Genomic DNA, 12,553 nt, shown 5'->3' with positions numbered 1-12,553 from the left:
TGCATTTCAGGTTTCACCCATATTCCTGCACCTACTGGGCGTGGAAAAGCTTACCCGGATTAAAGATGTTATCCGGATCAAGTGACCGCTTGATGGCAATCATCACATCGAGCGCACCACCAACCTCTTCGGCCAGAAAGCTCATCTTCCCCTGCCCTATGCCATGCTCGCCCGTGCAGGTACCATCCATCTCGATCGCGCGTCGGTTCAGGCGTGCCACGAAAGCTTCGGTATGGGCCACACTTGTCGGGTCCTTGCCATCAAACAACACAAGAACGTGGAAGTTCCCATCACCCGCATGACCCACAATCGGCGCCAGCATGTTGTTGGCGATGATATCCTGCTGGGTCGCGGTCACGCATTCGGCAAAGCGTGAAATCGGCACGCAGACATCAGTGGAAAGCGCATCGAGATGCGGCGCGAGCGCCTTGGATGCCCAATAGGCATCATGGCGCGCCTTCCAGAGTTTGGCACGCTCCTGCGCATCGCTGGTCCAGCGGAAGGCGCTGCCGCCGCATTCCTCGACAATCTCGGCAAATTGCGCCGATTGCAGCGCCGTCGTTTCTTCAGAGCCGTGAAACTCCAGAAACAGCGTGGGCTTTTCCTCATAGGAAAGCCCCGAATAGGCATTGCAGGCGCGGATCTGCACAGCATCCAGAAGCTCGATCCGGGCAACGGGAATGCCCATCTGCACCGTCATGATCACTGCATCGCAGGCCGCCGCAATCGTATCGAATGTGCATACACCGCCCGCAATCTTTTCAGGTATCCCCTGAAGACGCAGCGTGACCGATGTGATGACACCAAGCGTACCCTCGGCACCCACATAAAGCCGCGTAAGATCATATCCGGCAGAGGATTTGCGTGCACGCCGCCCGGTGCTGATCTCCTCGCCATCGGCCGTGACCACGGTCAACGCCAGCACATTGTCCTTCATCGTGCCGTAGCGCACGGCGTTGGTGCCGGACGCGCGTGTGGACGCCATGCCGCCAATCGACGCATTGGCACCGGGATCAATCGGGAAGAAAAGGCCGGTGTCGCGCAGATAGGTATTCAGTTGCTCGCGCGTCACGCCGGGCTCCACCGTCACATCAAGATCTTCTGCATTGACGGAGAGGATGCGGTTCATGCGGCTGAAATCGACCGAAATTCCGCCCATGGGCGCATTGACCTGACCCTCCAGCGAAGAGCCGACCCCGAACGGGATGACGGGCACCTTGTGGGCACCGCAGGCTTTGACGACGGCCTTCACGTCATCGGAATTTTCGGCAAAGACCACACCATCAGGCAATTGCGTGGTGAGATAGGTCGTCGTGTGCGCGTGCTGTTCGCGGAAAGACTGGCCGGTCTGGAGCTTGTCACCGAGTTGCTGTTTCAGAGTGTCCAGCACGGCTGCAATGCCCGCTTCGTTTCTCGCACCAGCCACCACATCCTTCAACGCCATGTTTCTCTCCCTGAAATGCAAAACCGGACTCAACCTTTTACGGCGAGTCCGGTTGATATGTGGCACGGCTTTGAGATTGTCCAGCACCGCCGCTTTGCAAAACGGCGGTGCGTCAGTTCATCACTCCGCAGCAAGCAGCGGCTTGTCTTCCTCAAGGGCACGGCGACGAATGGCCGTTTCAAGCTCCCTGTGCAGACGAATGTCGGCATCCGCCTGCGGTTTCGCAAAACGTGCGATCAGCAGGTAGGAGATTGGCGTAATGTAGAGGGTAACAAGCGTCGCCAAACCCAGACCACCGACGATGACCCAGCCAAGTGCAATACGGGCCTCGGCACCAGCGCCCTGCGCCATGACGAGCGGGACACCGCCCAAGATCGTGGCGATCATGGTCATCATGACGGGACGCAGACGAATGCTGCATGATTTTTCGATGGCCTCACGAACCGTGGCACCCTGATCGCGCAGATGATTGGCAAACTCCACGATGAGAATGCCGTTCTTGGCCATGACGCCAACCAGCAGCACAAGGCCGATCTGGCTGTAGACGTTGAGGCTGGAGCCGGTGACGAGCAAAGCGATGACCGCACAGGCCAGACCGAGCGGCACCGTCGACATGATGATGACGGAGCTGAGAACGCTTTCAAACTGCGCCGCCAGTACAAGGAAGATGATGGCGATGGCAAAGCCGAAGGTCAGCAGCATGCCGCTGGAGTTTTCCTGCAATGTCGCCGCTTCACCCAGCGGCAGCAAACGCGCACCCGCAGGCATCACGGTCGCCGCCATCTCATTGACCCGCGCAACGGCCTCGCCCAGCGACACCCCTTCCCGAAGGTTTGCGGTAAAGCCGACCGATGGCAATTGCTGCTCACGGTTCAGCTGCGGCGAAACGGCTGTTTCCTTCAGCGAAGCGATGGTGGACATCGGCACCATGCGCCCGTCCTTCGCCTTCATGAAGATGTTTTCAAGGTCGGTAGGGTCGTCGATGGGGCGCGTGGACGACAGAAGCCGCACTGGCACGGCGTCGCCATCAATAAAGACATCAACGATGGAGCGGCCCTCAAGCAAGGACTGCATGGCTGTGGAGAGGCCAGTAATGTCGATACCGAGATCGGACGCCTTCTCCCGGTCGATGGAGACCGACAATTGCGCCTGATTGGGTTCGTTTTCGAGACGCGGCGTATCGAAGAGGCCGCTTTCCTCCATGCCGGTCAGAAGCTTTTGCGTCGCTTCGTTCAGCGCCGCATAGTTGGTGCCGATCATCGCCATGCTGAGACCATTGCCAGCACCGCGAATACGAAGGCTGTTGGGCTGCGATGCCGAGGCCCGCAGGCCGGGCACCGTCTGCGCCGCAGCATTGATATCCTGCGCGATCTGGTTCTGCGTGCGCTCGCGGTCTGCCCATGGCGCCAGTGTCAGCACCACAAAGCCGGTGTTGGTTGAACCATTCATTCCGGAGATGGAATAGATATTGCGGATTTCGCCACTGTCGCGAAGCGGCTGCAGATTTTCCTCGATCCGCTGCAACTGGTCGCGGGTATATTCCAGGCTCACGCCCTGTGGCGCTGTCACGCGCAGCATCACCGAGGAACGGTCCTCGCGTGGCGTCAACTCGTTCTGCACCATGCCGAAAGCAACCCACGACGCGCCCGCGAAGGCAACAGCCACGATGACGACGATCAGCGGATTGTTGAGGCAGGCAGAAAGCGTGGTCTTGTAGGTGGACGCAAAAACATTGCCGAACCAGGCCAGCGGTCCCGTCGGTTCCTTCATCTCTTTTTTCAACATCCGCGATGCCAGCATCGGGCACAGCGTCAGCGCAACGATGGAGGAAAGACCGACCGCGAAAGCCAGCACGAAACCAAACTCGCGGAACAGACCACCCAATTGGCCGGGGAGGAACGACAGGGGAATGAACACGGCAGCAAGTGTTGCCGTGGTGGCGATGACCGCAAAGAATACCTCTTGCGTGCCGAGAACGGCTGCGGCACGCGGCCCCATGCCTTCGGACCGTCGGCGCACAATGTTTTCCAGCACCACGATGGCATCATCCACCACAAGGCCCGTCGCCAGAACAATGGCGAGAAGCGTCAGAATATTGATGGAAAAGCCGACCATGTAGATGGCAACGATGGTGCCGATCAGCGCGACGGGCATAGTGATGGCCGGTATCAACGTTGCGCGCCAATCGCGCAGGAAGAGGTATAGCACCACAACAACGATGAGCGCGGAAAGGCCGAGTGCAAGCTCCACCTCGTGCAGCGCGCCTTCGATGAACACAGCGTCGTCACTGGTAATGACGATACGCGTATTTTCGGGCATATTGGACGTCATGGCCTCGACAGCCGCCTTTACGCCGGTCGAAATGCTCAACGTGTTTGATTGCGCCTGGCGAATGACACCAAGACCCACGGCCTGCACGCCATTGGAGCGCAACGACGTTGTCTCATCATCCGCGCCCAGCATCACGCTGGCCACATCACGAAGGCGGACACGGTCTCTGACCATAAGATTTTCAAATTCGGCTGGCGTCGTCAGGTTGGCTGTCGCACGCACGACAATGTCCTGGGTCGAACTTTTCAGCGACCCTGCGGGCACATCGAGTGCGGCAGTGCCAAGCGCATTGGACACATCCGTCACCGTCAAACCACGGCTTGCCAGCGCGCTTTGATCGAGGTCGATGCGGAAGACCTTTTCCTGGTCGCCATAAAGCTCCACATCGGCAACGCCGTCCACGGCGGCCAGCCGATCGATGACTTCATCATCAACGAGCTTGGTCAGGTCTTCCATGCTGAGGCTGGTGGAGGTCACCGCAAGACGCATGATGGGCTGGCTGTCGGAATCCGCCTTGATAATCTGCGGCTCGTCGGCATCATCTGGCATCTGGTTGGCAATGCGGCCAATGGCATCGCGCACATCGTTCGAAGCCACCGCGATATCGACACTGTCGTTGAATTCCATCGTCACGCGGCTTGTGCCGAATTGCGATGACGAAGAAATGGATTTCACGCCGCTGACACGCGCAACAGCGCCCTCAATGGTCTGGGTGACCTCCTGATCGATGGTCTGCGGAGATGCGCCGTCATAGGTCGTGCGCACGGAGATGACCGGGCGGTCGACATCCGGCAATTCGCGCACATCGACGCCAACAAGGGCCGCCAATCCGGCAACCACCAGAAGCGTGTTCACCACGGCTGCCAGAATGGGTCGGCGCACGAAAAGCGCTGTAAACGTCGCCTTGGAATCATTTGCACTTGACGTGGTCTGGTCTGTCATCGGCTAGCGACCTCCGGTGCTTTCTTCTGTCCAGCCGTTCGCACGGCGCCGCCTTCGCGCACACGCTGCAAGCCTTCCGTCACGATCGGCTCATCCGCCGCAAGGTCAGCCTTGACCAGAACGGAATCGGGATTGCGCTGAACGACCTGAACGCGAACCTTATGGGACTTATCGTCCTTCACGCGCCAGACATAGGAGCCTTCGGCATCCCACTGCACGGCCAGCGGATCGACAGAGGGATAATTTTCGCCCGTGAAGCCCATGGTGACGGCAAAGGACATGCCAGCGCGCAGATCGTCTCTGGCATTCTCAAAGACAGCGCGCACACGCACCGTCCGGCTGGCCTCATCCACCCGGTTATCGACCGCCTCAACCTTACCGGAGAATTTCTCTCCCGGGCGGGAAATCGATGTCGCCTCCACCGGCATGCCAACCTTAATGGCCGTGGTAAAACGCTCCGGCGCCCAGAAGTTGACGAGAATTTTCGAACGGTCATCAATGCTGACAATACTGGTCTGCGTCGTTGCGTTATCGCCGATGTTGATCGCAACGATCCCAGCGATGCCATCGATAGGGGCAACAATATTGCGCCGTTTCAGATTGAGTTCGGCTGTGCTCAGCGCAAGCTTTGCCGCTTCCTCGGCAATCTGCGCATCCAGCACATCAAGCCGCGCAACCGAGCGCAAATTCGCATAGGATGTGGACTTCTCGACGGCGCTGCGCAGCGCGACCTGTGCCTTTTCACGCTCGATGACTTGCTCGTCATCATCCAGCCGCGCCAGCACATCGCCCTTTTTGACGCTTTGCCCTGAAGATACGAGAATTTCAGAAATCAGCCCCGAAGCCTGCGGCGTGACGACGACAGACTGGATAGCCTCACCGTTGCCAATCGCATTCAGGCGGTCATTCACGGTTCCGGACTTGACGGGTGCGAGTGCGACAAGCGTTGCGGTGTTGCCTCTTCCACCGCCCTGCCCGCGCTGCCCACCACCAGCGGCTGCCGTGCTGCCACCGGCCTCTGCAGCAGGCTTTTCCGGGCTTGCAAGTCCAACCTTGGCCAGCAAAACTTTGCCGTCTGGCGAATTATAGGCCCAAAGACAGAACCCCGCACCCACGACGGCCAGACCGACACCAAGCTGCTTCCAAACCCGCATACACGTCTCCGAATTGATTTCGACTGTCTCCGCATCTGGTTTTAGTGCGGACGCCTTGTATTCGCAGCAGTATCCTTGCTCACCATGAACAACGCAACGCACAAATCCGTTTCTTACATAATGGTAATTTACAACGCTTTTAAAAAACCACAGTTTGCCATGGCAGCTGCTGTGGCGCCTGCCCCCTGGTGTCAAAATCCCCCGAAACAGGCCTTTCGGCGGTTGAAAGAGGAATAAAAGCAGAACATGGTTCTGGCCTTTCCGCCCCGAATCACTACATTGGGCCGCATGAGCAACAGTTTCGACGATATGCCGTTCTTCGATGAGGAACCTTCCGAGCCACGCCGCCAGCCCGCCGCTCCTCCAGCGCCGGGCGGTTTGGGCATCGCGGCGCGTGCCATGGCAGCACGCGATCAGGGCCGTGCTGCGCCCGATTATCTGGCAGGCCTCAACCCGGAACAGCGCGAAGCCGTGGAGACGTTGGAAGGCCCCGTTCTGGTTCTGGCGGGCGCCGGCACAGGCAAGACCCGCGTGTTGACGACACGCATTGCCCATATTCTGGCAACGGGCCGCGTTTATCCGAGCCAGATTCTGGCCGTGACCTTTACCAACAAGGCCGCGCGCGAGATGAAGGAACGTATCGGCGTTCTCGTCGGTGGCGCGGTCGAAGGCATGCCTTGGCTTGGCACATTCCACTCCATCGGCGTCAAGCTTCTGCGCCGACATGCGGAAATGATGGGCCTGAAATCCGATTTCACCATTCTCGATACCGACGACGTGGTGCGGCTCTTGAAGCAGCTCATTCAGGCCGAAGGTCTTGATGACAAGCGCTGGCCCGCCAAGCAGTTCGCCGGCATGATCGATGGCTGGAAGAACAAGGGCCTGACACCGCCCGATATCCCCGAAGGCGACAGCCGCGCCTTTGCAAACGGCAAAGGCCGTGAGCTCTATGCCGCCTATCAGGCACGTCTGAAAACGCTGAATGCCTGTGACTTCGGGGATCTGTTGCTGCACCCCATCACTATTTTCCGCAACCACCCGGACATTCTAAAAGAATACCACAGCAAGTTTCGTTATATTCTGGTGGACGAGTATCAGGACACCAACACCTGCCAATATATGTGGCTGAGGCTGTTGGCACAGCGCCCCAAGGGCGAGCCGCAAAATGTCTGCTGCGTGGGCGATGATGACCAGTCGATCTATGGCTGGCGCGGTGCCGAGGTGGACAATATCCTGCGCTTCGACAAGGATTTTCCCGGCGCAAAGGTCATCAAGCTGGAGCGCAACTACCGCTCGACCGAACATATTCTTGGCGCGGCCGGTCACCTGATCGCGCATAATGAAGGCCGCCTCGGCAAGACGCTGTTTACAGACCGCAGCGAACCCGACGATGAAAAGGTCGTTGTTCACGCGGCCTGGGATTCGGAAGAGGAAGCCCGCGCCGTTGGCGAGGAGATCGAACAGCTCCAGCGCACCAAGCACCCGCTGAACAACATGGCCATTCTGGTGCGCGCATCCTTCCAGATGCGTGAGTTCGAAGACCGGTTTGTGACCCTTGGCCTCAACTACCGCGTCATCGGTGGTCCACGCTTTTATGAGCGCCTCGAAATCCGCGATGCGCTGGCCTATTTCCGTCTCGTCTGCCAGTCTGCAGACGATCTGGCTTTCGAGCGCATCATCAATACGCCGAAGCGTGGCCTTGGCGATACGACCGTTCGCAACCTGCATGATTATGCCCGCGCTCGCGACATTCCCATGCTGGCGGCAGCGGCTGACATTATCGAGACGGATGAGCTGAAGCCCAAGGCGCGCAAGGCGCTGTTTGATGTCGTGCAGGATTTCCGCCGCTGGCAGACCCTGCTGGAAAACACCGAGCACACGGTGCTGGCCGAACAGATCCTCGATGAGAGCGGCTACACCGCCATGTGGCAGGCGGATAAGACCGCTGAAGGCCCCGGCCGGTTGGAAAATCTGAAGGAACTGATCCGCTCCATGGAAGCCTATGAGAGCATGCGTAGCTTCCTTGAGCATGTGGCACTGGTCATGGACACCGAAAAGAACGCGGAGCTGGACGCCGTCTCGATCATGACGCTGCATTCCGCCAAGGGTCTGGAATTCGAAACAGTCTTCCTCCCCGGCTGGGAAGAAGGGCTGTTTCCGCACCAGCGTTCCCTCGATGAAGGTGGGCGCTCAGGCCTCGAAGAAGAGCGTCGACTGGCCTATGTCGGTATTACCCGTGCCAAGCGCCGTTGCCACATCTGGTTCGTTTCCAACCGTCGCATCCACGGTCTGTGGCAAGCCACGATCCCCTCGCGTTTTCTGGAAGAATTGCCGCCCAACCACGTCGAAGTCTCGGCGTCCGATAGCAATTACGGCGGCTATGGCGGGCGCGGCGGTTACGGCCAGTCTCGCTTTGATTCTGCCGATCCCTTCACCAACACCTATTCCACACCGGGATGGAAGCGGGCGCAGGCCAACAAGTCGGATGCGACGCGTGACAATTGGGGCAGCCGCTCCGGCCACGCTGTCGAGCGCATCGGCTATGGCGAAAGCGGCCCAAAAACGCGCACGATCGATGGTGAACTCGTCGCCAAATCGGTGGCCGATACGCCATCGAAATTCTTCGTTGGCGACCGCGTTTTCCATCTGAAATTCGGCAACGGCAATGTCGCAAACGTCGAAGGCAACAAACTCACCATCGACTTTGATCGCGCCGGACAGAAACGCGTGCTGGATGGTTTTGTCGAACGGGCAGAAAAGCCTGCCTGATCTGGCTCAGGCCTAACCAGCGAACACGCAAAAGCCGCGCTTGCAGACATGCAGAGCGCGGTTTTTAACTATTCAAAACAGATTATTGCGCGACTGGTGTTTCGCCGGGGGTAAAGCCGATCAGGTAAACGGCGGCCACGACGATGGCCAGAGCGAAGATGGAGATGACGAAAACCGTCATGCGGTTCAGAGGCTTGCGGGTCGTTTTTTTCATGCCGCGATAACGATCGAGACGCGTATTCGTTCCAGCGAAAATTCGTTCACAGCATCTGAGGTCATACATCAAGGAAAATCATTTCCGCTTCAAACCCATATCGGCTAAGCTTCGCCCATCTCCTCAGCATTCGGCGCATCATGACCAGCGACACACCTTCCCGCCTCAACCCGCTCCACATCGCAGCCGCCTTTGCCAGCGGATGCCTCTTGACCCTCATGGTTCATTTCAACGGCATGCTTGCCCATTATGGCAACGCGCTGTTTTCATCCTGGACGGCCCACGGCACCGGCACGGTAGCGGCGCTGATTTACATTGCCATCCTCTCGAAAAAGACCGTTGGCGAAACGCCGGTTCGGCCCAAGGCACCGATCTGGGCCTATTTCGGCGGCGTCTTTGGCGCAGCCATCGTCATGCTGACCTCCACGGCGGTCAATTCGCCGCTTGCCCTTTCAGGTACAATCGCTCTTGGCCTTGCCGGCCAGGTCATCTTCAGTCTGATCGCGGATTTTTGGGGAATGTTCGGGCTGCCCAAACGTCGGCCGGACGCAATCGGTCTTTGTGCAGTCGCCCTCATTCTGGGCGGTAGCGCCTTGATTACACTCGTGGGGAGAGCACCATGATCCTCTGGGTTTCCATGGCCTTTGCGGGCGGTGTCTTCGTGGCGCTCAGCCGCCAGATCAACGGACGGCTGAGCCTCTCCAACTCGCCTCTCATCGCATCCTTCTGGAACCACATTGTCGGTTTTATCGTGCTGACGGCACTCGGCCTTGCGCTGGGCGGCCTGTGGCCGGAAGGCGCAGCCGATGCCCCATGGTACGCCTTCATCGGCGGCCCCATCGGCGTCATCTTCATCGCTTCGGGAAGCTGGCTCATTCCACGCATCGGTGCGGTCAACACCGCGCTTCTCGTCATCAGCGGCCAGATGGTGTCGAGCGTGGTGCTGGATCTTTTCAGCGAACACCCACCGAAACTATGGGCCAGCGCCGCAGGTGTCTTTCTCATCCTGTGCGGAATGGCGTTGACGCAACGAAAGCGTTAATCAGATCAGCTATCGGTGCCACGGCTCGAGAACATACCGAAAAGCGTCTTGCTGTTGCTCTTCGAAGCACCGCTCGCCGTCATGGCAGCGCGCCCGGAAAGTTTCGGCACGACCACGATCCGCTTGACCTCGCCGCGCTTGAAAGCTGCCAGGAAACGATTGTAATCCTTGAACACAACGCAGCCATTGGACTCGCCGCGCCGTGCCAGCATGTAGGTATGCGCCAGAAGTCCGTCACGGCCATGCGGGTTGACGCCGCTTTCCGGCGTCAGGCGAATGGCCTCGACGCCATGAAACGGCGCTTCGCGCATCGTCAGCCGGTAGCTGGAAGGCGGCGTGGAGCCACGCATCTTCACATGCACGAAATCCGGGTTGTCGCGCATCTTGCCGATGCCGGAATGCGCTTCCAGCTTCTCGCCGCTGGGCAGATGGACTACGCCTGCGGAAATATCATAGATCGCCGTGCCATTGCCGCGATCAGGCCATGGAACCGCATCCATCTTGGTTTCGCGCATCGGATTATCAGGCCGCGCAAAGGCCACCATCGTGTTGGTTGGCGGGCTTTTTGGCGCAGGTGTCGGAACGGAAGCGGGAGCGACAAGCTGATTGTCTACGGATGAGGATCTGGCCGGACGCGGTGTCGGTTCCACATCTGCAGCGCGCGCAATTTCGGGGCGGAAGCTCGGCAGCGGAACGGTTTCCGGCAGCAGATCGATCTCTGCATCGGCAGTGGCTTGCGGCCTGCCAAGCGCCACTTCAAATGCCGGATGCTCCTTCGCCTGCGTTTCCAGCATGGCGAGTTCGGGCGCATCTGCCGTGCGTCCCAGCGCCGAATCGACGATGGCGGATGGTTTTAGCGCGGCAAGAGCCTGCGCGGTGGCCTGTGCATGCGCGTTCATCGCAACGGTCGCGCCGTAGCGGTCGGCAAAAGCCTTGGCGCCAATGTGGTGTTCGGCGGCCAGACGCACAGCCTTTTGGCTGCCATGGCCGGTTGCCGCAAGGCGGGAGAATTTGCGAATGTGAACATTGCGCTCGACCACGTCGAGCGTCGTGCGCTCCAGACCTGACACCAGCATCTTGTCGAAGCGCTGCACCCCGTGGGAGGCCTGCGCCATGCCGTGAAGAGATGCAAAGGCAGTGACGGCGCAAACGCTTGCCAGCAAACCGCCGCCCAGCAGAGCCGAGAACTTGCCCAGGCCAACGGACTTGCGTTTCTTGGGGAAAGCGCTGCCAACGCGCGCATCGTTACAGGCCACGGAAAATGACGCCATGATACACTTTACTCAAACCATACGCAAGACCGGACAACACCGGCCATCGGGTTAGGGCCATGAAGAACAGGTGCAGCGGGCACCCACTTCATGGTGAACAGGTTTTGAGCATGCCGAATTATGGTAACCAAAGTCTTTACAAATCCCCTGAAACTGAAGTCTGTGAAGCTTGAATGCGTATATTCGAGGCAGCGAGTACCGGCTTACCACACCAAATTCGGTGGCTGCGGCCAGATAACCTATCGCCTTGATTTCGATGGGCACGGCAACCGATTCGCTCATCGATAATGCTTCGGCTATCTGCGGATTTGGCTATAATTGCGGCGTCTCGAAATCACGCCATGATCAATATCAACAGCGCTCATGTTTAGGCTTGCACCGCGTCGGTTCGCTTGGCATCTTCCACGCTCCATCTCGGAGGACACGATATGAAAGCGCTATTGTTGGTCGATATCCAGAATGGCTTCTGCCCGGGCGGAAATCTGGCCGTGGCGGATGGCGATGCGATCGTGCCCATTGCCAATGCGCTCATCGCCAACGGCGGTTATGATCTCATCGTCGCCTCGCAGGATTGGCATCCGGCCAATCACGGCTCTTTCGCCTCTCAGCATCCAGGCAAACACGCTTTTGAGATGGGCGAGCTTTCCGGCAAACCTCAGGTCCTCTGGCCCGATCATTGTGTCCAGGGCACCGTGGACGCCGAATTCCACCCGGATCTCAACACCGATGCCTTCGATTACGTCCAGCAGAAGGGTGAAAATCCCGCCGTCGACAGCTACTCCGCCTTCCGCGACAATGACCAGCTGGCAACAACAGGCCTTGCGGATTATCTGGAACGGCAGGGCGTTGAGGTGCTCGATATCTGCGGAATTGCAACGGACTATTGCGTCTGCTTTTCGGTGCAGGATGCGCTGGAAATGCTGCCTGATGTCAAGGTGCGCTTCATCGAAGATGCCAGCCGCGGGATCGATCCCGAAGGCATTCGAAAGGCCGTGGCCGCGATGAGGGCCAAGGGCGTCGCTGTCGTCAACAGCAGCGATATCCTAGGCAACTGATCTCGTGCCTCACCCTCGCGGCACCGTCCGCTCCAGCAAGTCGATATCGGCTGCGGCATACTCCATGCGCTGCAGCACCGCCTCATGCGCGTCGCGCAGGCCCTTGTTGTAGAACACAGGACCAATGACCTCGGCGAGATGGTCCACCAGCATATCGACCTGAAGCGCACCAATATCCACGTCAAGTTCGTCGGTGAGAAACCCACGCAGCGCCTTGACCATATCGGCCTTTTGCTGCTTTTCAAGCTTCAGGTCTTTCATCACGGGCTCCTTCGGTTGCTGCAAACGTAATCGATACTTCAATGAAATCAATCTGATCTATTCCAGCAAT

The 12,553-nt window shown here is 58.8% G+C and carries 10 protein-coding genes; 4 read left to right on the top strand and 6 right to left on the bottom strand.

Features of this window, described 5'->3' with window-relative positions; genetic code table 11:
- Positions 1-31: 31 nt before the first annotated feature.
- The 3 genes from ACQZ51_RS08545 to ACQZ51_RS08535 all read right to left on the bottom strand — a co-directional run bounded on the left by ACQZ51_RS08545 (position 32) and on the right by ACQZ51_RS08535 (position 5,871).
- Positions 32-1,444, bottom strand: a complete 1,413-nt coding sequence (locus tag ACQZ51_RS08545; RefSeq protein WP_448776415.1) for an FAD-binding oxidoreductase — start codon at positions 1,442-1,444, stop codon at positions 32-34.
- A gap of 120 nt (positions 1,445-1,564) precedes the next feature.
- Complete coding sequence (locus tag ACQZ51_RS08540) at positions 1,565-4,717, bottom strand: efflux RND transporter permease subunit (RefSeq protein ID WP_448776414.1); 3,153 nt, start codon at positions 4,715-4,717, stop codon at positions 1,565-1,567.
- A complete protein-coding gene (locus ACQZ51_RS08535; RefSeq protein WP_448776412.1) occupies positions 4,714-5,871 on the bottom strand; it encodes an efflux RND transporter periplasmic adaptor subunit in 1,158 nt (385 codons plus the stop codon). Before ACQZ51_RS08535 ends, ACQZ51_RS08540 begins: the two co-directional genes overlap by 4 nt.
- Before the next feature lie 288 nt (positions 5,872-6,159).
- Here ACQZ51_RS08535 and ACQZ51_RS08530 point away from each other — a divergent pair, with 288 nt between their 5' ends.
- On the top strand, positions 6,160-8,640 hold the full coding sequence (locus tag ACQZ51_RS08530; RefSeq protein ID WP_448776410.1) for an ATP-dependent helicase: 2,481 nt from the start codon (positions 6,160-6,162) through the stop codon (positions 8,638-8,640).
- An 82-nt stretch (positions 8,641-8,722) separates the two neighbouring features.
- On the opposite strand, the gene ACQZ51_RS08525 is transcribed toward ACQZ51_RS08530, so the two are convergent.
- On the bottom strand, positions 8,723-8,854 hold the full coding sequence (locus ACQZ51_RS08525) for a hypothetical protein (RefSeq protein ID WP_448776408.1): 132 nt from the start codon (positions 8,852-8,854) through the stop codon (positions 8,723-8,725).
- Between the two features lie 140 nt (positions 8,855-8,994).
- On the opposite strand from ACQZ51_RS08525, the gene ACQZ51_RS08520 reads away from it, so the two are divergent.
- Together ACQZ51_RS08520 and ACQZ51_RS08515 are read left to right on the top strand one after the other, a co-directional pair.
- Positions 8,995-9,477: a DMT family transporter gene (locus ACQZ51_RS08520; protein ID WP_448776407.1), complete on the top strand. Its 483-nt coding sequence runs from the start codon at positions 8,995-8,997 to the stop codon at positions 9,475-9,477.
- Entirely contained in the window at positions 9,474-9,896 is a 423-nt protein-coding gene (locus ACQZ51_RS08515; RefSeq protein WP_448776405.1) for a DMT family transporter, read from the top strand. Before ACQZ51_RS08520 ends, ACQZ51_RS08515 begins: the two co-directional genes overlap by 4 nt.
- Before the next feature lie 5 nt (positions 9,897-9,901).
- Here ACQZ51_RS08515 and ACQZ51_RS08510 read toward each other — a convergent pair whose 3' ends face one another.
- Positions 9,902-11,167, bottom strand: a complete 1,266-nt coding sequence (locus ACQZ51_RS08510; RefSeq protein WP_448776403.1) for a tlde1 domain-containing protein — start codon at positions 11,165-11,167, stop codon at positions 9,902-9,904.
- A 428-nt stretch (positions 11,168-11,595) separates the two neighbouring features.
- On the opposite strand from ACQZ51_RS08510, the gene pncA reads away from it, so the two are divergent.
- Positions 11,596-12,222 (top strand): bifunctional nicotinamidase/pyrazinamidase, encoded by a 627-nt coding sequence (gene pncA / locus ACQZ51_RS08505; protein ID WP_448776401.1) that lies wholly within the window; start codon positions 11,596-11,598, stop codon positions 12,220-12,222.
- Positions 12,223-12,231: 9 nt separating this feature from the next.
- Here the strand turns inward: pncA and ACQZ51_RS08500 are convergent, their stop codons facing one another.
- Complete coding sequence (locus tag ACQZ51_RS08500; RefSeq protein WP_448776399.1) at positions 12,232-12,483, bottom strand: DUF2164 domain-containing protein; 252 nt, start codon at positions 12,481-12,483, stop codon at positions 12,232-12,234.
- Positions 12,484-12,553: the final 70 nt, after the last annotated feature.

It is taken from the genome of Agrobacterium sp. CG674 (assembly GCF_053521645.1).
This window is presented reverse-complemented; position numbering and strand designations above follow the sequence as displayed.

What these genes read in the sequence shown, in the direction of transcription:
- ACQZ51_RS08545 (WP_448776415.1), bottom strand. Translation starts at nt 1,444, where the DNA reads ATGGCGTTGAAGGATGTGGTGGCTGGTGCGAGAAACGAAGCGGGCATT.
- ACQZ51_RS08540 (WP_448776414.1), bottom strand. Translation starts at nt 4,717, where the DNA reads ATGACAGACCAGACCACGTCAAGTGCAAATGATTCCAAGGCGACGTTT.
- ACQZ51_RS08535 (WP_448776412.1), bottom strand. Translation starts at nt 5,871, where the DNA reads ATGCGGGTTTGGAAGCAGCTTGGTGTCGGTCTGGCCGTCGTGGGTGCG.
- ACQZ51_RS08530 (WP_448776410.1), top strand. Translation starts at nt 6,160, where the DNA reads ATGAGCAACAGTTTCGACGATATGCCGTTCTTCGATGAGGAACCTTCC.
- ACQZ51_RS08525 (WP_448776408.1), bottom strand. Translation starts at nt 8,854, where the DNA reads ATGAAAAAAACGACCCGCAAGCCTCTGAACCGCATGACGGTTTTCGTC.
- ACQZ51_RS08520 (WP_448776407.1), top strand. Translation starts at nt 8,995, where the DNA reads ATGACCAGCGACACACCTTCCCGCCTCAACCCGCTCCACATCGCAGCC.
- ACQZ51_RS08515 (WP_448776405.1), top strand. Translation starts at nt 9,474, where the DNA reads ATGATCCTCTGGGTTTCCATGGCCTTTGCGGGCGGTGTCTTCGTGGCG.
- ACQZ51_RS08510 (WP_448776403.1), bottom strand. Translation starts at nt 11,167, where the DNA reads ATGGCGTCATTTTCCGTGGCCTGTAACGATGCGCGCGTTGGCAGCGCT.
- pncA (WP_448776401.1), top strand. Translation starts at nt 11,596, where the DNA reads ATGAAAGCGCTATTGTTGGTCGATATCCAGAATGGCTTCTGCCCGGGC.
- ACQZ51_RS08500 (WP_448776399.1), bottom strand. Translation starts at nt 12,483, where the DNA reads ATGAAAGACCTGAAGCTTGAAAAGCAGCAAAAGGCCGATATGGTCAAG.